The 19,936-nt window shown below is 63.8% G+C and carries 24 protein-coding genes; 8 read left to right on the forward strand and 16 right to left on the reverse strand.

Annotation, left to right across the window (positions count from 1 at the left end):
• Nucleotides 1-22: 22 nt before the first annotated feature.
• Nucleotides 23-1,162, reverse strand: coding sequence for a succinyl-diaminopimelate desuccinylase (gene dapE / locus ACR0NY_RS11460; protein WP_170369163.1), 1,140 nt, complete (start codon nt 1,160-1,162; stop codon nt 23-25).
• A gap of 200 nt (nt 1,163-1,362) precedes the next feature.
• Here dapE and ACR0NY_RS11465 point away from each other — a divergent pair, with 200 nt between their 5' ends.
• The gene (locus tag ACR0NY_RS11465) at nt 1,363-2,421 is read left to right on the forward strand and encodes a transporter substrate-binding domain-containing protein (RefSeq protein WP_170369162.1); all 1,059 of its coding nucleotides are present in this window, start codon (nt 1,363-1,365) and stop codon (nt 2,419-2,421) included.
• On the opposite strand, the gene ACR0NY_RS11470 is transcribed toward ACR0NY_RS11465, so the two are convergent.
• Nucleotides 2,418-2,765 carry a hypothetical protein gene (locus ACR0NY_RS11470; protein WP_170369161.1) on the reverse strand — a complete coding sequence of 116 codons (348 nt, stop codon included), beginning with the start codon at nt 2,763-2,765 and terminating at the stop codon, nt 2,418-2,420. The two genes, ACR0NY_RS11465 and ACR0NY_RS11470, sit on opposite strands and share 4 nt — an antisense overlap.
• Nucleotides 2,766-2,793: 28 nt before the next feature.
• Between ACR0NY_RS11470 and ACR0NY_RS11475 the strand changes: the two genes are divergently transcribed.
• Complete coding sequence (locus ACR0NY_RS11475; protein WP_170369160.1) at nt 2,794-3,333, forward strand: GFA family protein; 540 nt, start codon at nt 2,794-2,796, stop codon at nt 3,331-3,333.
• Nucleotides 3,334-3,405: 72 nt separating this feature from the next.
• Here the strand turns inward: ACR0NY_RS11475 and dapD are convergent, their stop codons facing one another.
• From dapD to ACR0NY_RS11490, 3 genes are all read right to left on the reverse strand, one after another.
• A complete protein-coding gene (dapD, locus tag ACR0NY_RS11480) occupies nt 3,406-4,233 on the reverse strand; it encodes a 2,3,4,5-tetrahydropyridine-2,6-dicarboxylate N-succinyltransferase (protein WP_170369159.1) in 828 nt (275 codons plus the stop codon).
• Nucleotides 4,234-4,352: 119 nt separating this feature from the next.
• On the reverse strand, nt 4,353-4,952 hold the full coding sequence (locus ACR0NY_RS11485) for a GntR family transcriptional regulator (RefSeq protein WP_093964210.1): 600 nt from the start codon (nt 4,950-4,952) through the stop codon (nt 4,353-4,355).
• Nucleotides 4,953-4,997: 45 nt separating this feature from the next.
• A complete protein-coding gene (locus ACR0NY_RS11490) occupies nt 4,998-5,915 on the reverse strand; it encodes a threonine/serine dehydratase (protein WP_170369158.1) in 918 nt (305 codons plus the stop codon).
• Between the two features lie 79 nt (nt 5,916-5,994).
• On the opposite strand from ACR0NY_RS11490, the gene ACR0NY_RS11495 reads away from it, so the two are divergent.
• Entirely contained in the window at nt 5,995-6,837 is an 843-nt protein-coding gene (locus tag ACR0NY_RS11495) for an LOG family protein (RefSeq protein WP_093964208.1), read from the forward strand.
• A gap of 3 nt (nt 6,838-6,840) precedes the next feature.
• Complete coding sequence (locus ACR0NY_RS11500) at nt 6,841-7,947, forward strand: cystathionine gamma-lyase (protein WP_170369157.1); 1,107 nt, start codon at nt 6,841-6,843, stop codon at nt 7,945-7,947.
• A 3-nt stretch (nt 7,948-7,950) separates the two neighbouring features.
• Here ACR0NY_RS11500 and ACR0NY_RS11505 read toward each other — a convergent pair whose 3' ends face one another.
• Nucleotides 7,951-8,334 (reverse strand): hypothetical protein, encoded by a 384-nt coding sequence (locus ACR0NY_RS11505; RefSeq protein ID WP_170369156.1) that lies wholly within the window; start codon nt 8,332-8,334, stop codon nt 7,951-7,953.
• A gap of 179 nt (nt 8,335-8,513) precedes the next feature.
• On the opposite strand from ACR0NY_RS11505, the gene ACR0NY_RS11510 reads away from it, so the two are divergent.
• The 3 genes from ACR0NY_RS11510 to ACR0NY_RS11520 all read left to right on the forward strand — a co-directional run bounded on the left by ACR0NY_RS11510 (nt 8,514) and on the right by ACR0NY_RS11520 (nt 11,548).
• Nucleotides 8,514-9,443 (forward strand): DnaJ C-terminal domain-containing protein, encoded by a 930-nt coding sequence (locus ACR0NY_RS11510; protein ID WP_170369155.1) that lies wholly within the window; start codon nt 8,514-8,516, stop codon nt 9,441-9,443.
• A complete protein-coding gene (locus ACR0NY_RS11515; RefSeq protein ID WP_093964205.1) occupies nt 9,440-9,784 on the forward strand; it encodes a hypothetical protein in 345 nt (114 codons plus the stop codon). The genes ACR0NY_RS11510 and ACR0NY_RS11515 overlap by 4 nt, the downstream gene beginning before the upstream one ends.
• Before the next feature lie 84 nt (nt 9,785-9,868).
• A complete protein-coding gene (locus tag ACR0NY_RS11520) occupies nt 9,869-11,548 on the forward strand; it encodes a U32 family peptidase (RefSeq protein ID WP_170369154.1) in 1,680 nt (559 codons plus the stop codon).
• On the opposite strand, the gene ACR0NY_RS11525 is transcribed toward ACR0NY_RS11520, so the two are convergent.
• The 5 genes from ACR0NY_RS11525 to ACR0NY_RS11545 all read right to left on the reverse strand — a co-directional run bounded on the left by ACR0NY_RS11525 (nt 11,530) and on the right by ACR0NY_RS11545 (nt 14,972).
• On the reverse strand, nt 11,530-12,150 hold the full coding sequence (locus tag ACR0NY_RS11525) for a cytochrome P460 family protein (RefSeq protein ID WP_254432934.1): 621 nt from the start codon (nt 12,148-12,150) through the stop codon (nt 11,530-11,532). The two genes, ACR0NY_RS11520 and ACR0NY_RS11525, sit on opposite strands and share 19 nt — an antisense overlap.
• A gap of 216 nt (nt 12,151-12,366) precedes the next feature.
• Nucleotides 12,367-13,554, reverse strand: a complete 1,188-nt coding sequence (rlmN, locus tag ACR0NY_RS11530) for a dual-specificity RNA methyltransferase RlmN (RefSeq protein WP_093964202.1) — start codon at nt 13,552-13,554, stop codon at nt 12,367-12,369.
• Between the two features lie 89 nt (nt 13,555-13,643).
• Nucleotides 13,644-14,021 carry a lysozyme inhibitor LprI family protein gene (locus tag ACR0NY_RS11535; protein WP_170341218.1) on the reverse strand — a complete coding sequence of 126 codons (378 nt, stop codon included), beginning with the start codon at nt 14,019-14,021 and terminating at the stop codon, nt 13,644-13,646.
• 87 nt (nt 14,022-14,108) lie between these two features.
• Entirely contained in the window at nt 14,109-14,276 is a 168-nt protein-coding gene (locus ACR0NY_RS11540; RefSeq protein WP_170341216.1) for a hypothetical protein, read from the reverse strand.
• A gap of 162 nt (nt 14,277-14,438) precedes the next feature.
• Nucleotides 14,439-14,972: an invasion associated locus B family protein gene (locus ACR0NY_RS11545; protein WP_170341214.1), complete on the reverse strand. Its 534-nt coding sequence runs from the start codon at nt 14,970-14,972 to the stop codon at nt 14,439-14,441.
• Between the two features lie 179 nt (nt 14,973-15,151).
• On the opposite strand from ACR0NY_RS11545, the gene ACR0NY_RS11550 reads away from it, so the two are divergent.
• Nucleotides 15,152-16,150 carry an asparaginase gene (locus ACR0NY_RS11550; protein ID WP_170341213.1) on the forward strand — a complete coding sequence of 333 codons (999 nt, stop codon included), beginning with the start codon at nt 15,152-15,154 and terminating at the stop codon, nt 16,148-16,150.
• Nucleotides 16,151-16,153: 3 nt separating this feature from the next.
• On the opposite strand, the gene ACR0NY_RS11555 is transcribed toward ACR0NY_RS11550, so the two are convergent.
• The 5 genes from ACR0NY_RS11555 to hutU all read right to left on the reverse strand — a co-directional run bounded on the left by ACR0NY_RS11555 (nt 16,154) and on the right by hutU (nt 19,932).
• Nucleotides 16,154-16,474 (reverse strand): YciI family protein, encoded by a 321-nt coding sequence (locus ACR0NY_RS11555; RefSeq protein WP_170341211.1) that lies wholly within the window; start codon nt 16,472-16,474, stop codon nt 16,154-16,156.
• A 19-nt stretch (nt 16,475-16,493) separates the two neighbouring features.
• Nucleotides 16,494-16,931: an SRPBCC family protein gene (locus ACR0NY_RS11560; protein WP_170341210.1), complete on the reverse strand. Its 438-nt coding sequence runs from the start codon at nt 16,929-16,931 to the stop codon at nt 16,494-16,496.
• On the reverse strand, nt 16,919-17,248 hold the full coding sequence (locus ACR0NY_RS11565) for an ArsR/SmtB family transcription factor (protein ID WP_170369152.1): 330 nt from the start codon (nt 17,246-17,248) through the stop codon (nt 16,919-16,921). Before ACR0NY_RS11565 ends, ACR0NY_RS11560 begins: the two co-directional genes overlap by 13 nt.
• Before the next feature lie 50 nt (nt 17,249-17,298).
• Nucleotides 17,299-18,177 (reverse strand): phosphoserine phosphatase SerB, encoded by an 879-nt coding sequence (gene serB / locus ACR0NY_RS11570; RefSeq protein ID WP_170369151.1) that lies wholly within the window; start codon nt 18,175-18,177, stop codon nt 17,299-17,301.
• Nucleotides 18,178-18,249: 72 nt separating this feature from the next.
• Nucleotides 18,250-19,932 (reverse strand): urocanate hydratase, encoded by a 1,683-nt coding sequence (gene hutU, locus ACR0NY_RS11575; protein WP_170369150.1) that lies wholly within the window; start codon nt 19,930-19,932, stop codon nt 18,250-18,252.
• Nucleotides 19,933-19,936: the final 4 nt, after the last annotated feature.

Below are 19,936 nucleotides of genomic sequence, written 5' to 3' on the forward strand. Positions count from 1 at the left end.
AGTGGCCGGGCGCATCAATCGCTCAGGCGAAATAGTCGGCCAGGATCCGGGCATAGATCGCCTTGAGCTGGCGGATCTGCTCGACCGGGACGGATTCGTCCACCTGGTGCATGGTGCGTCCGACCAGGCCGAACTCGACCACGGGGCAGTGGTCCTTGATGAACCGCGCGTCCGAGGTGCCCCCGGTGGTGGACAGCTCGGGCCGACGGCCGGTCTCGGCCTCGACGGCCCGGGCGACCAGATCCGACAGCGGCCCCGGAGGGGTCAAGAAGCTTTCGCCCGAAACTTTGATCCGCGTATCGATCTGCACGCCAAACTCGGCCGCCACGTCGGCCGCCTGCGCCTTCAGCCAGTCGCTGAGGCTGGCGCCCGAATGCAGGTCGTTGAACCGGATGTTCACCGCCCCACGGCACTGGGCCGGAATGACGTTGGTGGCCGCGTTGCCGGTGTCCATCGTGACCACGGCCAGGGTCGAAGCGTCGAAATGATCCGTCCCCCGATCCAGCTCGTGACTGGCCAGCCGGTCCATCAGGCGCGCCAGCGCGGGCAGCGGGTTTCTGGCGCGATGCGGATAGGCCGAATGGCCCTGCACGCCCGTCACCTCGAACCACGCGGTCATCGACCCGCGCCGGCCGATCTTCATCATCTCGCCCATCTCGTTGGGGCAGGTCGGCTCGCCCACCAGACAGACCGACATCCGCTCGTCCCGCGCCTGCATGTAGTCCAGCAGCGCGGTGGTGCCGTCCACCGCATCGCCTTCCTCGTCCCCCGTGACGGTCAGGATGATGGCCCCGTCCGGCGGGGTGTCGCGCACGAAATCCACCGCGGCTGCGACAAAGGCCGCCACCCCCGATTTCATGTCGGTCGCGCCCCGGCCGTACAGAATGCCATCATGGATTTCCGCGCCGAACGGCGGGCGGGTCCATGCGGCCTCGTCGCCCACCGGCACCACGTCGGTATGTCCGTTGAACCCGAAACTGCGCGCATGCCCCTTGTCGCCCCACCGGGCAAACAGGTTGCAGACGCCGCCGCGTTCCACCCGCGTGCAGGTGAAACCGGCCCGCGTCAGGATATCTTCCAGCAGAACCAGCGCCCCGCCCTCCTCGGGTGTGACCGAGGGGCAACGGATCAGGTCTGCGGTCAACTGGACAGGGTCGGTCATTCAGGGGCCTCGCAGGGTCGGCAGGATGTGGGTTCACGCACAGATTCAACGAATTGGCCGCAATGCCAACCCCGATCGGCGGTTTTCCGGTCGCCCAGCCCGAAAAAATGGCAAAAAGAAATCCCGGTCGATGACCTCGCGACGACCTTGCCGCGCCATAGCAAATTGCGCTAGAGCGCCGCGAAACAGGTGAACCAGCCATGACGCGCGCCCTTTTCGCATTGATCTGCCTGACCTACGCGGTCTTTGCACAACACAGTCAAGCCGAAACCCTGACGGTCACGACGGTGGAGCGTCCTCCGTTCTCGTATGTGGACGATGGCGAGGACACCGGCTTCTCTATGGACCTGCTGGCCGCGCTGGCTGAAGAACTGGGCTGGGAATACACGGTCGTTCGTGTCGACGCATTCGGGGACATGCTGTCAGCGGTCGAAAACCGCGAAGCCGACATGGCCATCGCGAACATTTCGATCACCGCAGGCCGTGAAGCCCGGATGGATTTCAGCCAGCCGATTTTCGAGGCCGGCCTTCAGATCATGGTACCATCAGACGCAGCGCGCAGCCCGTCCCTGATGCAGGCACTGCTGTCGCGCGAACTGTTCATCGCCATCGGGCTGGCCTTTGCCATCCTGCTGGGTGGCGGAATGCTGATGTGGGGATTCGAACGCCGGTCCCAACCCTATTTCGACCGCGACCTGAACGAGGCCTGGTTCCCATCCTTCTGGTGGGCATTGAATCTGGTGGTCAATGGCGGATTTGAAGAGCGGATGCCCCGGACCCCGTTCGGGCGAGTTCTGGGTGTGATCTTGGTCGTATCCTCGCTGTTCATCGTGTCGGTTTTCACCGCGCGGATCACCTCTGTCATGACGGTGGATGCGATCACCAGCAACATCAACTCGGTCAACGATCTGTACGGCAAACAGGTCGGGACAATCTCGGGTTCGACCGCAGCCAGTTTCCTGAACCGGCGCGAGGTCGAATTCACCGGGTACGAAGACCTGGATAGCATGTTGACGGCGTTCAGGGATGGGGACCTGGATGCCGTCGTGTTCGACGCACCGATCCTGTCGTATTTCGCTGCACATGAAGGCCGCAAGATTGCGGCGATGACCGGCGGCGTCTTCCTGCGCGAAAACTATGGCATGGTCTTCCCGACCGGGTCACCTCTGGTCGAGGATGTGAACCAGGCGCTTCTGGGCCTCCGCGAAGATGGCACCTATGACCAGATCTATCGCAAGTGGTTCGGCACGCGCCGCTAGGCGCCTTCGGGCTTGTCGCCGAAGAAGGGCGTCATCTGCGCAACAATAACCGCATTTTCCTCAAGCGCCCTCTGCATCAGAGCGCGTTCGTCGGGGTCGATCTCGTGCCCCTGCGCCTCGCGCTCGGCCAGGGTGCCATAGCCGGTCACGTCCAGCGGAGCCGTATCGGCCTGCTTGAGAATGGCCACGGTTTCGCGCACGGCCTCGGCCTCGTCCACGCCGCTGGCATAGCAAATCAGCGCCGCGCCGGTGGCGCCTTCGGGCAGGCCGTCGCCATCCTTGCGGCCAATCTGGACCAACAGAGTATAGACCTGCTGGCGCGAGGGTTTCTTTTGCTTTTCCATGCCGTGGGCCTTAGCCGGGGGGCGGTCGATGGTCAAGCATGGCAGCTGGACGCGGTTCCCGGATGCCGTGTCGTTTTTTGACGCGCTCAAGCCCACCGTCCAGTCAGACTGGTCCCGAAAAACGACGGAGGACATCATGACCAAACGCGGCCGCTGCCCGTGCGGTGAAACCCGCTGGGAGTTTGAGGGCGCCGAGAGCTGGAGCTGCTATTGCCATTGTGACGATTGCCGCCGCAATTGCGCCGCGCCCGTGGTCGCGTGGTTGGGCGTACCCTTGCGCAATTTCCGATGGACCGGTGCAACACCGCGTACTTACGCCAGTTCGAAAGGCGTCCAGCGGCATTTCTGCGCAACCTGTGGCTCCCCGATGGGGTTCGAGGCCGACCACTATGAGGGCGGGATGCACCTGTACGCGGCCTCGCTGGAAGACCCTTCGGACTTTGCGCCAACCTTTCACGTCAATTTTCAAAGCAAGCTGCCCTGGCTGGATCTGCGCGATGACTTGCCGAAATACGAAAGCACCCTGCTGCACGCGCCCGAGGATCTCGCCGACTACGAGGCGGGATAGGTCGGACACTGCCCAACGAAAAAGGCCGCGGACCAGAGCCGCGACCTTTGGAACTTTGAATGATGTCTGCGATCAATCGCGCAGCAGCTCGTTGATCCCGGTCTTCGAGCGGGTCTTTTCATCCACCCGCTTCACGATCACCGCGCAGTACAGGTTGATCCCGTTCTTCGACGGCATCGAACCGGAGACCACCACCGAATAAGGCGGCACCTCGCCATAGAAGACCTCGCCCGACTCGCGGTCGACAATCTTGGTGGACTGGCCGATGTAGACGCCCATACCCAGAACCGAGCCTTGCCGGATGATGCAGCCCTCGACCACCTCGGAGCGGGCACCGATGAAGCAGTTGTCTTCGATGATGGTCGGACCGGCCTGCATGGGTTCCAGCACGCCGCCGATGCCGACGCCGCCCGACAGGTGCACGTTCTTGCCGATCTGCGCGCAGGACCCGACAGTGGCCCAGGTATCGACCATGGTGCCTTCGTCCACATAGGCGCCGAGGTTCACGAAAGACGGCATCAGCACCACGCCCGGCGCGATATAGGCCGACTTGCGCACCACGCAGTTGGGCACCGCGCGGAAACCGGCCGCGCGCCACTGGTTTTCACCCCAGCCGGCGAATTTGCTGTCGACCTTGTCCCACCAGCCGCCGCCCTGCGGGCCGCCGGACTGAATTTCCATGTCCTTGATGCGAAAGCCCAGCAGAACCGCCTTCTTGGCCCACTGGTTCACATGCCAGCTGCCATCGGCCTGCTTCTCGGCGACCCGCAGCGTGCCGCTGTCCAGCGCGTTCAGCGTGTCCTCGATCGCTTCGCGCTGTTCACCGGTGGTGGCGGGCGTGATCGTGTCGCGGGCCTCCCATGCGGCCTCGATGGCGGTTTCCAGTTGGGCGTTGGACATGGGGTAACTCCGTGCTGACTCTCGTTTGGTTGGTGTTGCCTATATGAAAGCCGGGGCCAATGCGCAATGCGACGTTGGCGGAGCCGTTTGCGGCCACCCGGCGCGAAAACCCGTCGGTCTCAGCTGGCGCGGCGGATATGGCGCACCAGAATCGCTGTGGCCGTGGCGGTATCGCGGCGCTTCATCGCCTGCACGATGGCGGCGTGGTCGGTGTCTTTCCGCTGGACCCAGCGGTGACGCCAATGGGCAAAAAGATGGCGGGCGCTGGCGATATGCAGATCGTCGATCGTATGCAGCAGGCGCGGCCGCGCGCAGGGTGTCAGGATCGCCCGATGAAAGGCGCGGTTCCGGGTTTCCCATGTGGGCATGTCCTGCGCCTCGTCGCAGGCGATGCGGGCCTTGTCGGCCGCCTTGAGATCCGCCGGTGTCAAATTCTGGATCGCATGTTGCAGGGCCAGCGATTCCAGGGCCACGCGCATCTCGATCACCTCGCGCACCTCGGCCGGGTCCAACGCGGTGACGCGCATGCCGCGCCGTGGTTCGCTGTGGGCCAGGCCATGCGCCTGAAGCCGCAACAGCGCCTCGCGCACCGGGACATGGCTGGTGTCGAACGCCCGCGCGATATGGTCCTGCCGCAGTTTCTCACCCGCGGGCAGCTCGCCCGTGATGATGCGCTGGCTGAGCCGGTCATAGATGGAATCTGCGATCGTGGCGGTCATGGGATTTTATCTATAATCCCAAGGCTCGGGCCTCAAGGCGCAAATTCAGGCGGTCAGAGGGTCAGGTGCGATATTGCCCCCGCAGACCAGAACCGCGACCCGTTCGCCCGGTTCCGGCGTGTAGACGCCCGAGGTCAAGGCCGCCAGGGCCGTCGCGCCCGCCGGCTCGACCAGAATGCGATGCGCCTGCCACAGGCGCTGTTGCGCCTCGGCGATCGCGTCATCGCTGACCAGCACCGACGTCATCCCCTGCGCCAGCCCGAAACAGATGTCGCCGATCCGCCGCGCACCCAGCGCGTTGGCAGCTATGCCGGAAACGGACACATCCACGGGCGCTCCGGCCTGCAACGCCGCGTTCAAGGCACATGACGTTTCCGGCTCGACCGCAACGACCTTGCGCGCGCCCTGAAACCAGGCCAACGCGCCCGCAATCAGCCCGCCGCCGCCCACTGCCACCAATACGGTATCGGCCTGCAGGCCCTGGCTGTCCCATTCGGCGAAACAGGTGCCCTGCCCGGCCACGGTGGCCGGCGCATCATAGGCATGGATCTGCATCGCACCTGTTCGATCTTCGTGTTCACGCGCCATCGCCAGGGCGTTTGCGTATTCACCCGGCACCACGCTCAGATCCGCGCCGATCCGTTCGATCAGAGCAATTTTGGACGGGCCGGCCATTTCGGGCACGAAGATCTTGGCCGGATGGCCCAGCGCCCGCGCGGCATAGGCTGCAGCCGCACCGTGATTCCCGCCCGATGCCGCCACGACCCCTGCCGCCGGAACATCGAGGCTGAGCAACGTGTTGAACGCCCCGCGCGCCTTGAAACTGCCGGTGTGCTGGAAATGCTCCAGCTTCATCTCGACCGGCTGCGCCAGTCCCAGCGCGTCGCTTGTCATGACCGGTGTCACCTGCGCGTGGCCATTGATGCGTTCGGCTGCGGCCGAAATTTCCGTCTTCCAATCCATTCTCGTCTTTCCGTGACTGGCACTCTGCCCGCGAACCCTATAGCTGTTTGAAAAACACGCAAGCAGGGAACCCCCAGCAATGAGAGAAGACCGCCTCAGCCCTTTCCGCGATGCGCATACCGACCGCTCGACCGCAAGCGAAGTCCCCGACACGCCGCAGACACGCTCGCCCTCGTACCGGCTGGCCTTTGCCGATGACGATTTCCTTTGCCGCGAGGAACTGCGGCCCGTGCGTCTGCAACTGGAACTGCTGAAGCCCGAAATGATCATGGCCGAACGCCAGATCACGTCGACCATCGTGATGTTCGGTGGCGCGCGAATCCCGGAACCGGCCAAAAAGGACAGCGCCCGGACGGCCACGCTGGCCGGTCTGTCGCAATACTATGACGAGGCGCGCGAATTCGCCCGGCTGATGACCGAGAAATCCAAGCAAAGCGGGTGCCGCGAGAACGTCATTGTCACCGGCGGTGGCCCCGGCGTGATGGAGGCCGGAAATCGCGGCGCCAAGGATGCCGGTGGCTGCTCGATCGGGCTGAACATCGTGCTGCCGCACGAGCAGGCGCCCAATGCCTATGTCACCCCTGAGCTGAGCTTCAATTTCCACTATTTCGCCATACGCAAGATGCATTTCCTGATGCGCGCCCGTGCGATCACTATCTTCCCCGGCGGGTTCGGCACGATGGATGAGTTGTTCGAGTCCCTCACCCTGATCCAGACCGGCCGGATGGAGCGCGTGCCGTTCCTGCTGTTCGGGCGCGAGTTCTGGGAGCGGGTGATCAATTGGGAAGCGCTGGCCGATGCCGGGACCATCTCCGAAGAGGATCTGGACCTGTTCCGCTTTGTCGATACCGCGCAGGAGGCGGTCGACATCATCGAGCGCTGGGAACCCGCCCCGCCGCGCGACGACATTCCGGGGCGCTGAGCGATGGCGCGCACCCCCAAGACAGGTGAGATGCTGCATCTGCGCGGCAATGCCCTGAGCAAAGGCGAACCGGTGGCCTTGCCGCTGACCCAAAGCAGCATGTTCCACCTGCCCGGCGCGCCGGACGGTCACCCGACCTATGGCCGCGTGGACAACCCGACCTGGACACAGGTCGAGCATGTGCTGGCGCATCTCGAAGACGCACCCTGCCTGATTTTTCCGTCCGGCATGGGTGCAATTTCGGCGGCGTTGTTCGCGACCGTGCGCGCGGGGTCGCGCATCCTGATCCCGTCGGACGGGTATTATGTCACCCGCCTGCTGGCCGACCGGTTCCTCGCCCCGCTGGGCGTGTCGGTCGAAGAGCGCCCAACGACCGCATTTGCGCAGGGCGGGTTCGACGGGTTCGACGTGGTCTTCGTCGAAAGCCCCTCCAACCCCGGGCTCGACATGATCGACCTGGCGCAGGTGGCCCGCGACGTGCGCGCCGCGGGAGGCATCACCATCGCCGACAACACGACGCTGACCCCGCTGGGACAGCGCCCGCTGGACCTGGGCATCGACATCGTCGTCGCCTCGGACACCAAGGCGATGGGCGGGCATTCCGATCTGCTGATGGGCCATGTGGCCAGCCGCGATGCCCAGATCATGGAACGGATCGAGGAATGGCGTCGCGTCTCGGGCGCGATCCCAGGCCCGCACGAAGCCTGGCTGCTGCATCGCGGGCTGGAGACGCTGGACGTTCGGTTCGACCGCATGTGCAGCTCGGCGCAGGTTCTGGCCGAACGGCTGGCCGATCATCCGGCGGTCACGCAGATCCGCTATCCCGGCCTGCCGACGGACCCATCGCACGATCTGGCCCGCGAACAGACCGCACGGTTCGGTTTTCTGCTGACGATCACGCTGGCCTCGGAAGACCAGGCCGAACGGTTCATCAATGGCTGCCCGCTGTTGCGCCCGGCCACGTCCTTCGGTGGCGTGCACAGCTCGGCCGAGCGGCGCGCGCGCTGGGGGGATCAGGTCGATCCCGGTTTCGTGCGCCTGTCGGTCGGGTGTGAACCAGTGGACGAGCTGTGGCAGGCTCTGAACGACAGCCTAAATGCGCTGGCCTGAGCCTTATTTCTTGGGCCCGCGCAGTTCGGTGAAGACGTAGATCGGCAGCAGAACCCCGGCGATCAAGGCGCCCAGCCACACCAGCAGCGTCGCCGCCAGCAGGTTCGAGATCCCGCCCACGGTCAGCCCTGCGGCGATCAGATCGGTGATCAGCAGGCCCACGAAGGTGACCACCAGCGCGATGCCGCCCTTCAGCGCCGGCACGTTCTTTTCCCCGATCTTCAGGATCAATGGCTCGGCCACGACCTGAACCAGGGTGAACACGATCACCACCACGATGAAGGACACCGGTTTGATCGAAAAGCCGGTCAGCAACAGGCTGGCCAGCAACAGACCGATGGCATTGCCCGCCAACAAGGCCAGGGCCGACTTGATTCTGCGTGACATGCGTTTGACTCCATCCGCAACAGTTCGAAACATGCGGATATTATCAGGATGTCGGAATTTTTCGAGAAAATTCAATCTCCTCGGTATTCGGTCCTGTTGAAATTCCATGACAGGACACAATCTGAAGGGTTAACTGCCAACAACATCCACTGGCGAAACCCATCTGAAACGAGAGATATATGAGCGACAATCCATATTCGGTGTTGGGCGTCTCGAAAGACGCCAGTGCCGCCGAAATCAAGAAAGCCTACCGGCGCATCGCCAAGGACTGCCACCCGGACCTCAAGCCCGGGGACGCCAAGGCCGAGGCCAAGTTCAAGGCCGCCGCCGCAGCCTATGACCTGCTGAAGGACCCCGAAACCCGGGCAAAATTCGACCGGGGCGAGATCGACGCCTCGGGCCAAGAGCGCCCGCAGCAGCAATACTACCGCGAATATGCGGAAACCGCGGGCAACCCCTATCGCGCGGCCGGCGGGGTCGAGGACGACGACATGTCGGACATCTTTTCCCAGTTCTTCGGCAGCCGTGGCAACGGTGGCTTCAACGGGGGGCGTGCGCGCGAATTTCATGCGCCCGGTCACAACGTGAACTACAGCCTGCAGATCAGCTTCCTGGACGCGGTGTTTGGCGCCACGCAAAAGCTGACCCTGCCCAATGGCGACCGGATCGAGGTGAAGATCCCCGCCGGTATCACCGACGGCCAGACCATCCGCCTGCGTGGCAAGGGCGCGCCGGGCTATGGCGAGGGGCCGCCGGGCGACGCGCTGGTCACGATCCAAGTGGCCGAACACCCGGTGTTCAAGCGCGAGGGCGACGACATCCGCATCACCCTGCCGATCACCATCGACGAGGCCGTTCTGGGCGGAAAGGTCCCTGCGCCCACGATCGACGGCCGCGTGAACGTGACCGTGCCCGAGGGCACCAGCAGCGGCAAGACCCTGCGCCTGCGGGGCAAGGGCGTCAGGAAACGCGGCTCGGACAAACGCGGCGACCAGTTGATCGAGCTGAGCGTGGTGATGCCCGACAAGATCGACGACGAACTGAAGCAGTTCATGCAGAATTGGCGCAAGTCGCACAGCTATGACCCGCGGAAAGGAATGCCGGCATGACCCGTTCTCTGACCGAAGCCGAACTGATCGAAGCCGTCCAGAACCTGACATCAGAGCGGTTGTCCCGGTTCCTGTCCGCCCGGATCGTGATCCCGCGCCAGTCCGACCAGGGGCTGGTCTATGAGCGGCTGGACATGGCCCGCCTGCAACTGGCCTGCGAGTTGGACGACCAGTACGAGATGGAGCCCGACGCCCTGTCGATGGTGCTGTCGCTGATCGACCAGATGCACGGTCTGCGGGCGGAACTGCGCGAGGTGCTGCGCGCCATCGACGCCCAACCCGACCCGGTGCGCAGCCAGCTGGTCGAACGGATCGGAACAGCGCGGTTCCGCCGCAGCTAGGGCCAGTGCGCAAGGCAGGTTTGCCCTTCTGAACGCGGTGGTTTTGCCTTAGAAGGCGCCATCGAGTCGGAACCGGGTGCTGCGATGACACGGACCAAATCGGAATTGCTGATGCCTGCGGGCAATCTGCGCAAGCTGAAACTGGCCATCCTGTACGGGGCAGACGCGGTGTATCTGGGTACGCCCGACATGTCCCTGCGCACCAAGTCCGAGTTTTCGCTGGACGAGGTGATCGAAGGGGTCGAGTTCTGCCACGCGCATGGCCGCCGCGCCTATCTGACGCTGAACCTGTTCTCGCACAACAAGGACATCCCAAAGCTGGACGAATACATCGACACCGTCCGCAAGGTGCGGCCCGACGGGTTGATCATCGCCGACCCCGGCGTGTTCCAGTACGTGCGCGACCGCGCGCCCGAACTGCCGCTGCATATCTCGACCCAGGCCAATATCTGTTCGTGGCTGTCGGTGAAGTTCTGGCAGGATCAGGGCGCCGAACTGGTGGTGCTGGCGCGCGAGGTCTCGTACCCCGAACTGGTCGAGATCCGCGAGAAATGCCCCGACATCCGGCTTGAGGCCTTCGTGCACGGCGCCATGTGCATGACCTATTCGGGCCGCTGCCTGCTGTCGAATTTCATGGCGGAACGCGGCGCCAACCAGGGCAACTGCGCCAATTCCTGCCGCTGGAACTATGCGCTGAAGCTGCGCCTGAAGGACAGCACCCATCAGGAACTGCGGATCACCGAGGAAAACGCCGACCTGTTCGAATTTCTGCTGGAAGAAGGCTGCCGCCCGGGTGAACTGATGCCCATCGAGGAGGATGATCGCGGCTCGTACATCCTCAACTCGCGCGATCTGTGCATCATGCCCAAGCTGGACGAATACTTGAAGATCGGTGTCGACAGCCTCAAGGTCGAAGGGCGCGGCAAGTCGGAATACTATGCCGCCATCGTCGCGCGCGCCTATCGCATGGCCATCGACGATTACTATGCCGACCCCGAGAACTGGGACCCGAAACCCTATATGCGCGAGTTGGAGACCGTGGGAAACCGCGGCTACACGCTGGCTTTTCACGAAGGGCGGCTGACCAATTACGCGCATGATTACGAACACACCGCCACCATCGCGCAATGGGAATATGCCGGGCTGGTGACCGACGTGACCGAGGATGCCTTCCTGGTCGAGGTGAAGAACAAGCTGGAACCCGGCGACGTACTGGATTTCGTCTCGCCCATATCGCGCGAGACGGTCCTGCTGCGCGTCTACGAGTTCGAACGCGCCAGCGACGGAGCCAAGCTGGACGTGGTGCATGGCAGCACGAAAACCGTGATCCGCCTGCCGTTTGCCCTGTTCGATCACGAAGACCCCGACGACCTGCGCGCCTGTTTCCCGGTATATTCGGTCCTGCGCAAGGAACGTGCCCTGACCGACGAACATTGGAGCCGCATCCGCTTTGACAAGCTGGTGCAGGGGTTGGAAACCTCGGGGCGCGACAATCCCGCGGCCTATGCGCGCCGCCGCGACGAGCTGGTGGAGAAGATCGGACAGGACGGCACCGCGCGCCGGTTCAAGACCAACCGCGTCGGCACCGAGGGTTGCTGCGGCAAGGGGTGCAACGGCTGCCTGATCTTCTGGCAGGATGACAAATACGCGCTGGCGCGCGAGGTTCTGTCAAAACGCAAGCAGGGCGAACAGCTCAGCCGGCGCGAGGCCGCCGCCCTGAAACTACCCGGTGACGCGTCCCGCGATCAGTTGCCGACGCGGTAATCCTCGGGCACGAAGAACGTATAGTCGCGGTCGGCGACCGCTTCGTGGCAGACGTGACAATAGGCAACCGCCCCCGCGCGATCCCCCATCGTGTCACCAAACAGCGACCCGTCGGGCATCACCATGACATAGCGCCAGTCGGCGGTGTCGGGGCTGGTGCCTTCGGGCAGTTTCTCCATCACGAACAAGGCGCCGGGATGCACCCGGCCCTCATCCGTGACGGTCATGCTGTCCTTGGCCAGAACCGAGCCCACGGGCAGCTTTTCACCCGGTTGCAAGGTGCCGTAATTGTGGGCCATCCGGTTGGCATAGCTGTTGACGTAGCGCTGCCCATGCGTGGCCGACAGATACGGCGCGTCGTTGAACAGCGGCCAGTTTTGATAGTTCATCAGTTGATCCAGATGCGCGGTGGCATAGCCGCGATCCATCTGTTTCTTGAGGCCGCGATAGTGCTGCCGCGCGCCCTCTTTGCTCAGGTCCGCCGGGTTCTCGATCGCCAGATGCGCCTCGGACTCGTTGGATTGCGCCCATGCAACAGCTGCGCCCGATGCGACCAACGCGGCGGTCATGCAGATCGTGGACAGTTTCCTCAGTGCGTTCATGTATTGGCCCACCCTGTTCAAGGCTTGCCTGAATTCCGCAGATTTCCCCGACAAATATGAGCGGACTGGACGAAACGCACCAGAACCGGACTGTCCAACTCACCGTCTTGTGCGCAGATTTTACGTGCGCGCAACCGCGCACCTCTCATGGATCAAGACTACCAAATCCGGCCGTAGAATCACACACCATTTGCCCGCGAACCCGCGGGCGTCAGATCAACCTTTCAGCCCGGCCTCGGCCTCGATCTGGCGGCGCGATTTGCGGGCGCGCTCGGTGGCCGATTTCAACTGGCCGCAGGCGGCCATGATGTCCTCGCCCCGCGTCTTGCGGATGGGCGAGGCATACCCGGCCTGATAGATGATGTTGGCAAAGGCCCGGATCCGGTTGTTCGAGCTGCGCTTGTAGGGCGCGCCCGGCCATTCATTGAACGGGATCAGGTTGATCTTGGCCGGAATGTCGTGGCGTTTGATGTGGTCGATCAGGCGATGCGCATCCTCGTCGCTGTCGTTCACGCCGTCCAGCATCACGTATTCAAAGGTGATCCGCTCAGAATTCGACGCGTTGGGATAGCTGGCCAGCGCCTGCAGCAGTTCCTCGATGTTCCAACGCTTGTTGATAGGGACCAGAACATCGCGCACCTCGTCCGTGGTGGCGTGGAACGAGATCGCCAGCAGGCAACCGATCTCTTCCGCCGTGCGGGCGATCTCGGGTACCACGCCCGAGGTCGACAGAGTGATCCGCCGGCGCGACAGGGAAATGCCCTCGGGATCCATCGCGATCTTCATCGCGTCGCGGACGTTCTCGAAATTGTACAGTGGCTCGCCCATGCCCATCAGCACGATGTTGGACAGCAGGCGCGTTTCGTTCTTGGGCGCGCCCGGGGTCGGCCATTCGTCCAGATCGTCACGCGCCATCATCACCTGACCGATGATCTCAGCGGCGGTCAGGTTGCGCACCAGCTTCTGCGTTCCGGTGTGGCAGAACGAACAAGTCAGCGTGCAGCCCACCTGCGACGAGATGCACAGCGTGCCGCGATCCTCTTCGGGGATGTAGACGACCTCGACCTCGTGCCCACCGGCGATGCGCACCAGGTACTTGCGGGTACCGTCCTCCGAGACCTGGCGGGTAACCACCTCGGGGATTTCGATCACGAAATGCTCGGCCAGCTGCGCGCGATAGGCCTTGGCCAGATTGGTCATCTGATCAAAATCGCGCACGCCCCATTGATAGATCCACTGCCAGATCTGGTTCACCCGCATCTTGGCCTGCTTTTCAGGCGTCCCATGTTCGATCAGAACTTCGCGCAGCCGGTCGCGGGTCAGGCCAACAAGGTTGATCTTTCCCTCGGGCAATTTGCGGGGAATGGTCATGACATCCTGGGTGATCGGCGCTTTGGCGGACATTGTGGTTCTCGGGCGTTCTGGCTTGGGATGCGCCTCTATATAGGAACGCCGCCAAAGATCAAAAGGATTCGTGAGAACCTGTCCGAATGTCAGTCGAGGAACCGCAACAGCTCGGTGACACGGGCCCGCCCCAACTCGACTCGGCACGAGGTGATTGCAATGCCAGTTCCGGATCCACCACCAAAAGACGCGCCAACTGCTTCGCACTGCGCATCGCGGTAAGTCTTCCAGGCTTCTTGAGAAGTCTCAAGCGCCGGCAAGGCGACAGCCCGGCCCGTCACTTCGTCCAGTTCCTTCGCCGCATCGACCGCGAACCCAAAGGCCACGACCAACGCGGCCTCGACATTGGTTTCGGCCCGACCGACGCATGTCCCGATCTCGACCTGAGATCCGGCATCGGCACATTCCAGCGCAGGGTCTGCAAATGCCGATACCGGAAGAAGAATTGCCACCCAAACCCAACGCATGTCCGTCTCCTCGCCTGTCTACCCACGGTTTCAGACAGAGCTTAGCACAGCGGCCAGGCTTGGGCACGATTTAGGTTCAGCGGGCGATCACACCCCGGCCTGCGGGATGTAACAGTCCTCGGCATCCAGTGTCTTGACCGGATCATTCGGGCCGCATTGCTCGCCCGTGACCGGATAGGTTTCGGTGGATTTCTCGCACGCGCTCAGAGTTGCTGCTGCAACAATCAGAACCGCAACAAGGGGTTTGGTCGACATGTCTGGACTCCTTCTTCGTTGTCTGAACCGATTGGTTCAGAAATCGAGTCCGTCAGCCTTGATGCGGATCAAGTTTTGGTGCGGACGTTGCGTAAACGGGCGGCACAAAAACGCAAAACCCCGCCATTTTGGCGGGGCATGAGATCTGGACTGGTTGGGCAGTTACTTGGTGCAGCGCTTCTCGGCGTCTTCGATGGCTGCGGTAAAGCCCAGCAACGAGAACGTGTCCTTGGTCTGGGTGCCGCGTTCGGATCGCGCAGTCAGCACGGCCTCGGTCCCGCGCTTCATCGCCGTGACGATCTTTGCATCATCCGTAGCGCTGGCGGGCCACGCCCACTCGCCCTCGGTGAACAGTTCGAACTCGGATCCGTCGATTTCCAGATTCACCGTGGACCCGGGGGCGAATGGGTAGCCTCCGGTGAATGTCACCTGACCTTTGACCTCGGCGTTGGGGCGATAAAACACGAACAGCAAAATGTCGCTGCGACGCACCGATACCACACGGCCACCGCGGGTATTCACGGTCTCCTTGGGGGCGGATACGCTCCAGCACTCGGTCGGATCGTCTTCGACGAACACGCTCCAATCAGTCTGAGCGGACACACGGTTCGTACTGGTCGCCTGCTGGGCGATCGCTGTCGTGGCCATCCCTGCCACACAAAGGCCCGCGCATACGCGGGCGAGCATTGTTTTCATTCGTTCAGCCTCCTAGCTCGACCCACACCTCAACTCCATCCCGGAAGGCCGCGAACCCTGACGGTCCGTCTGTTGCAGTTGCGCATCCGGATGATTGCCGACATACACACACTAACGCAGGTTTCGCCACAGGCGAAAGGGCGATTGGCAGAATTTTGCGCACATTCCGGAGGGACGACATGACGCAGCCAGTACCGATGACCGAACTGTGGCGCGGACCGCTGTTGGAGAGCCTTCATCTGGGCCATGCGGTGATCTGCGACGACAGCGGTCAGATCGTGCGCAGCTGGGGCGATCCGAACGCGGTGATCTATCCGCGGTCGTCGGCCAAGATGATCCAGGCGCTGCCGCTGATCACCTCGGGCGCGGCGGCCAAATACGGGCTGGGCTCCGAGCATCTGGCGCTGGCCTGCGCCTCGCACAACGGCGCGGCGATCCATACCGAGCGCGTGACCGCCTGGCTGGATCACCTGGGCCTGTCCGAGCCCGATCTGCGCTGCGGCCCGCAGGAGCCGGCCGACATGGCCGCACGCGACGGCCTGATCCTGGCCGACGACACCCCCTGCCAGATCCATAACAACTGTTCGGGCAAGCATTGCGGGTTCCTGACCCTGGCCCGGCACATGGGTGCAGGCCCCGAATATATCGAGATCGACCACCCCGTGCAGCAGGCCTGCCTGTCTGCCTTCGAAGAGACCACGGGCGAGGACAGCCCCTGTTACGGGATCGACGGCTGCTCGGCGCCCAATTTCGCCACTTCTCTGGTGGGACTGGCGCGGTCGATGGCGTGGTTTGCCTCGGCCGGCGACCGGTCGGACCGGGCCAGCGACGCGGCCCTGCAATTGACCCGGGCGATGGTCGCCCACCCCGAGCTGGTGGCGGGCGAAACCCGCGCCTGCACCGAACTGATGCGGGTGATGAACGGCCGTGCCGCGATCAAGACCGGGGCCGAGGCCGTGTTCGTCGCGATCATCCCGGAAAAGAAGATGGGTGTGGCGCTGAAGATCACCGATGGCACCACCCGCGCCAGCGAGTGTGCCATCGCCGCCATTCTCGTCAGCCTCGGCGTGCTCGAGGCCGATCACCCGGCCACGCGCAAATTCATGAACGCCACGCAATACAGCCGCCGCGGGCTGGAATGCGGCGTGATCCGCCCCGCGCCGGGTTTCCCCGGCTGAGGGTCACATCTCGATCTCGTGGATCTCGGCCACCTCGACCGAGCCCGAGCCGTTGACCACCATGGGGCAGCCCTTGGCCATGTCGGTGGCGGCTTCGATGCTGTCGGCCTTGACGACGGTAAAGCCCGAGGCCGGGTTCGGCCCGCCATTGCCGGCCACGCCATCGGCGCTGACGGTATGGGACTGGCCTACCGGGTTGCCGGGGATTTCCAGCGCCGGCCCCATGTTCTGGAACCACGCGCCCCAGGCGGCCATGGTGGCTTCGATCTCGGCCGGGTCGGTCGGCGTGGTGCCGCCGTGATAGACAAACAGGTACTGAGGCATTTTCTGGTCTCCCTTTTGGTCAGACGGGGTTGGCAAGCCGGGCTTCCAGCTTGCGCAGCGACGAAGTCCAGCCGCTTTCATGATTGGCCGAGACGTCGTCATCGCCCAGATCGCGGTGATCCAGGATCAGGCGCGCTCCGGTGTCGGTCGGCTCGACCGCCAGCTTCACATGGCTCTCGGCGCCGCGCTGGTCCTGGTCGTCATGCCAGCCCCAGGTGAACCCGACCGAGTTCGGTGGGTCCACATGGGTCACATGCCCGGACACCTTGAAACGCTGCCCCTCGCGATTGACCATGACCGAATACCACGGACCTAGGCGCGAGAAATCCAGATCGTGCTCCGGCACCTCGACCCCTTCGGGCCCCCACCACTGCAACAATCTGGTTCCGTCGCTGATCCAGGCGAACAGGGTTTCGGCGCTGACCGGAAAGTCGCGCACCAGCTTCAGGTCGGCCATGAGGAGTCCTCCTGCAGAATGTCGTCCAGGCGGTCCAGGCTGGCCTCCCAGAACTGTCGTTTCGAGATGGTCCATTCGGCAATCGCGCGCAGCCCCTCGGGGCGGATCGAATAGATGCGCTGGGTGCCGTTGACGCGCTGATTCACCAGCCCGGCCTGCCGCAGAACCTTCAGGTGCCGGGAAATGGCTGCGCCGGACATGCCCTTGCCCTGGGCTAGGTCTCCGGCAGGCAGTTCGCCGTGATCCATCAGTTGTTCAACGATCGTGAATCGGGTCGGGTCGGACAGGGCCGAAAAGGCATCGAGCAGCGTGTTCATAGCTATTGATTAACACGAATGTTAAACAATGGGAACCCGAAACCGTCGGATCAGCCCCGCGCAAAGTCCGATCGGGCATATCCCTGCAGGTACAGCAGCGCGGTCAGGTCGCCATGGTTGATGCGCACGTCGCATTGCGCGGCGACCGAGGGCTTGGCGTGCAGGGCCACGCCCGTCCCGGCGCGCTCCAGCATGCCCAGATCATTCGCCCCGTCGCCCACGGCGATCACTTCGGCCTCGGAAATACCCAGCCGGGCCGAGATCTGTTCCAGGGCCTCAACCTTGGCCTGACGGCCCAGGATCGGGCGCTGCACGTCACCGGTCAGTTTGCCGTCGGCCGCCAGCAGCGTGTTGGCGCGGTTCTCGTTAAAGCCCAGCAGCTCGGCCAGGCGGGCCGTGAACGCGGTGAACCCGCCCGAGACCAGCGCGGCATAGCCACCATTGGCCCGCATCGTCGCAACCAGTTCGCGGCCGCCCGGCATCAGGGTGATCCGCTGGTTCAGCACCCGGTCGATCACCGACACGTCCAGCCCCTTCAGAAGGCCCACCCGCTCGGTCAGCGCGCCTTCGAAATCCAGTTCGCCATTCATGGCGCGGGCGGTGATGTCCTTGACCCGCTCGCCCACCCCGGCCTCGTCCGCCAGTTCGTCGATGCATTCCTGCTGGATCATCGTGCTGTCCATGTCGGCCAGCAGCATCTTCTTGCGGCGGCCCTTGGCGGGCTGCACCACCAGATCGACGCCCAGTTTCTGCAGTTCGGCCCAGACATCCCAGCGGTTGGCCGGAACCGCCGCCAGGGCAAATTCGGCCGCCTCGTCGGGGCTCAGCCACTGGATGTCGCCCCCGCCCCAGGCATTGCGCAACGCGTCGATCAGCGCCCCGTCCAGCGAAGGCGTCTTGGGGTTGGTCAACAGGGTGGCAACGTACATCTTGATCCTCCGGCAGCCTGCCCTGCGCATATCGCAGGCGCAGCATTTCCGCCAGAGGCCAATTCCGCGCCGCTACCCCAGAATGCCCGGCAGGCACAGGCCGTGTTCGCGGGCGCAGTCCTTTGCGATGTCATACCCCGCATCCGCATGGCGCCACACGCCCGAGGCCGGGTCGTTCCACAACACCCGCTCCAGCCGCCGCGCGGCGTCCTCGGTGCCGTCAGCGCAGATCACCACGCCCGCGTGCTGGCTGAAGCCCATGCCGACTCCGCCGCCGTGATGCAGCGACACCCAGGTCGCGCCGCTGGCGGTGTTGATCAGCGCGTTCAGCAGCGGCCAGTCCGACACGGCGTCGGACCCGTCCAGCATCGCCTCGGTCTCGCGGTTGGGGCTGGCGACCGAACCGCTGTCCAGATGATCCCGTCCGATGACGACCGGTGCGCTCAGTTCTCCGTTCGCGACCATCTCGTTGAAGGCCAGCCCGGCGCGGTGCCGGTCGCCCAGCCCGATCCAGCAGATCCGCGCGGGCAGACCCTGAAACGCGATCCGGTCACGGGCCATGTCCAGCCAGCGGTGCAGATGCTCGTTCTCGGGGAACAGCTCCTTCATCTTGGCATCGGTCTTGTAGATATCTTCGGGGTCGCCCGACAGCGCGCACCAGCGGAACGGGCCGATGCCACGGCAGAACAGCGGGCGGATATAGGCCGGGACGAAGCCGGGAAAGGCAAAGGCGTTCTCAAGCCCCTCGTCCTGCGCGACCTGACGGATGTTGTTGCCATAGTCCAGCGTCGGCACGCCCGCGTTCCAGAAATCGACCATCGCCGCGACATGCTGCTTCATCGAGGCGCGCGCGGCCTTTTCCACCGCTTTAGGGTCTGTTTCCCGCTTTTCGCGCCACTGGGCGAGGGTCCAGCCCAGCGGCAGATACCCGTTGATCGGGTCATGGGCGCTGGTCTGGTCCGTCACGATGTCGGGGCGCATCCCGCCGGCCGCCATGCGGCGGTAGATCTCGGGAAAGATCTCGGCCGCATTGCCCAGCAGCCCCACGGACTTCGCCTCGCCCGCCTTGGTCCAGCGGTCGATCATGGCCAACGCCTCGTCCAGCGTTTCGGCCTTTTCATCCAGGTATTTGGTGCGCAGGCGAAAATCGATGCTGTCGGGGTTGCATTCCACCGCCAGACAGCAGGCCCCGGCGAAGACTGCCGCCAGAGGCTGTGCTCCGCCCATGCCGCCCAGCCCACCGGTCAGGATCCATCGGCCGGTCAGGTCGCCGCCATAGTGTTGGCGCCCGGCCTCGGCGAAGGTTTCATAGGTGCCCTGAACGATGCCCTGCGTGCCGATATAGATCCACGACCCGGCCGTCATCTGGCCGTACATCATCAGGCCCTTCCGATCCAATTCGTTGAAATGGTCCCAGGTCGCCCAATGCGGCACGAGGTTGGAATTGGCGATCAGCACCCGCGGCGCGTCCTTGTGCGTGCGGATGATCGCCACCGGCTTGCCGGATTGCACGATCAGGGTCTCGTCGGACTCGAGATCCTTCAAACTGGCCACAATAGTGTCGAAATCCTTCCAGGTTCGAGCCGCACGGCCGATGCCGCCATAGACCACCAGTTCGTGCGGATTTTCGGCCACGTCGGGGTGCAGATTGTTCATCAGCATCCGCAACGGGGCCTCGGTCAGCCAGCTTTTGGCATTCAGGTCCGGCCCGGTCGGCGGAAAGACGTCACGGCTGTTCTTGCGCGGGTCACTCATTTCG

Source organism: Ruegeria sp. BJ5 (genome assembly GCF_056537865.1).

Excerpts from the sequence above, each read along its gene's own strand:
- ACR0NY_RS11495 (WP_093964208.1), top strand. The coding sequence starts at position 5,995 with ATGAGAGAAGACCGCCTCAGCCCTTTCCGCGATGCGCATACCGACCGC.
- ACR0NY_RS11510 (WP_170369155.1), top strand. The coding sequence starts at position 8,514 with ATGAGCGACAATCCATATTCGGTGTTGGGCGTCTCGAAAGACGCCAGT.
- ACR0NY_RS11560 (WP_170341210.1), bottom strand. The coding sequence starts at position 16,931 with ATGGCCGACCTGAAGCTGGTGCGCGACTTTCCGGTCAGCGCCGAAACC.
- ACR0NY_RS11515 (WP_093964205.1), top strand. The coding sequence starts at position 9,440 with ATGACCCGTTCTCTGACCGAAGCCGAACTGATCGAAGCCGTCCAGAAC.
- ACR0NY_RS11485 (WP_093964210.1), bottom strand. The coding sequence starts at position 4,952 with ATGACCGCCACGATCGCAGATTCCATCTATGACCGGCTCAGCCAGCGC.
- dapD (WP_170369159.1), bottom strand. The coding sequence starts at position 4,233 with ATGTCCAACGCCCAACTGGAAACCGCCATCGAGGCCGCATGGGAGGCC.
- ACR0NY_RS11465 (WP_170369162.1), top strand. The coding sequence starts at position 1,363 with ATGACGCGCGCCCTTTTCGCATTGATCTGCCTGACCTACGCGGTCTTT.
- ACR0NY_RS11470 (WP_170369161.1), bottom strand. The coding sequence starts at position 2,765 with ATGGAAAAGCAAAAGAAACCCTCGCGCCAGCAGGTCTATACTCTGTTG.
- ACR0NY_RS11500 (WP_170369157.1), top strand. The coding sequence starts at position 6,841 with ATGGCGCGCACCCCCAAGACAGGTGAGATGCTGCATCTGCGCGGCAAT.
- ACR0NY_RS11545 (WP_170341214.1), bottom strand. The coding sequence starts at position 14,972 with ATGAAAACAATGCTCGCCCGCGTATGCGCGGGCCTTTGTGTGGCAGGG.
- rlmN (WP_093964202.1), bottom strand. The coding sequence starts at position 13,554 with ATGTCCGCCAAAGCGCCGATCACCCAGGATGTCATGACCATTCCCCGC.
- hutU (WP_170369150.1), bottom strand. The coding sequence starts at position 19,932 with ATGAGTGACCCGCGCAAGAACAGCCGTGACGTCTTTCCGCCGACCGGG.
- ACR0NY_RS11490 (WP_170369158.1), bottom strand. The coding sequence starts at position 5,915 with ATGGATTGGAAGACGGAAATTTCGGCCGCAGCCGAACGCATCAATGGC.
- ACR0NY_RS11565 (WP_170369152.1), bottom strand. The coding sequence starts at position 17,248 with ATGAACACGCTGCTCGATGCCTTTTCGGCCCTGTCCGACCCGACCCGA.
- ACR0NY_RS11505 (WP_170369156.1), bottom strand. The coding sequence starts at position 8,334 with ATGTCACGCAGAATCAAGTCGGCCCTGGCCTTGTTGGCGGGCAATGCC.
- ACR0NY_RS11520 (WP_170369154.1), top strand. The coding sequence starts at position 9,869 with ATGACACGGACCAAATCGGAATTGCTGATGCCTGCGGGCAATCTGCGC.
- ACR0NY_RS11550 (WP_170341213.1), top strand. The coding sequence starts at position 15,152 with ATGACGCAGCCAGTACCGATGACCGAACTGTGGCGCGGACCGCTGTTG.
- serB (WP_170369151.1), bottom strand. The coding sequence starts at position 18,177 with ATGTACGTTGCCACCCTGTTGACCAACCCCAAGACGCCTTCGCTGGAC.
- ACR0NY_RS11525 (WP_254432934.1), bottom strand. The coding sequence starts at position 12,150 with ATGAACGCACTGAGGAAACTGTCCACGATCTGCATGACCGCCGCGTTG.
- ACR0NY_RS11535 (WP_170341218.1), bottom strand. The coding sequence starts at position 14,021 with ATGCGTTGGGTTTGGGTGGCAATTCTTCTTCCGGTATCGGCATTTGCA.
- ACR0NY_RS11555 (WP_170341211.1), bottom strand. The coding sequence starts at position 16,474 with ATGCCTCAGTACCTGTTTGTCTATCACGGCGGCACCACGCCGACCGAC.
- dapE (WP_170369163.1), bottom strand. The coding sequence starts at position 1,162 with ATGACCGACCCTGTCCAGTTGACCGCAGACCTGATCCGTTGCCCCTCG.
- ACR0NY_RS11475 (WP_170369160.1), top strand. The coding sequence starts at position 2,794 with ATGGTCAAGCATGGCAGCTGGACGCGGTTCCCGGATGCCGTGTCGTTT.
- ACR0NY_RS11540 (WP_170341216.1), bottom strand. The coding sequence starts at position 14,276 with ATGTCGACCAAACCCCTTGTTGCGGTTCTGATTGTTGCAGCAGCAACT.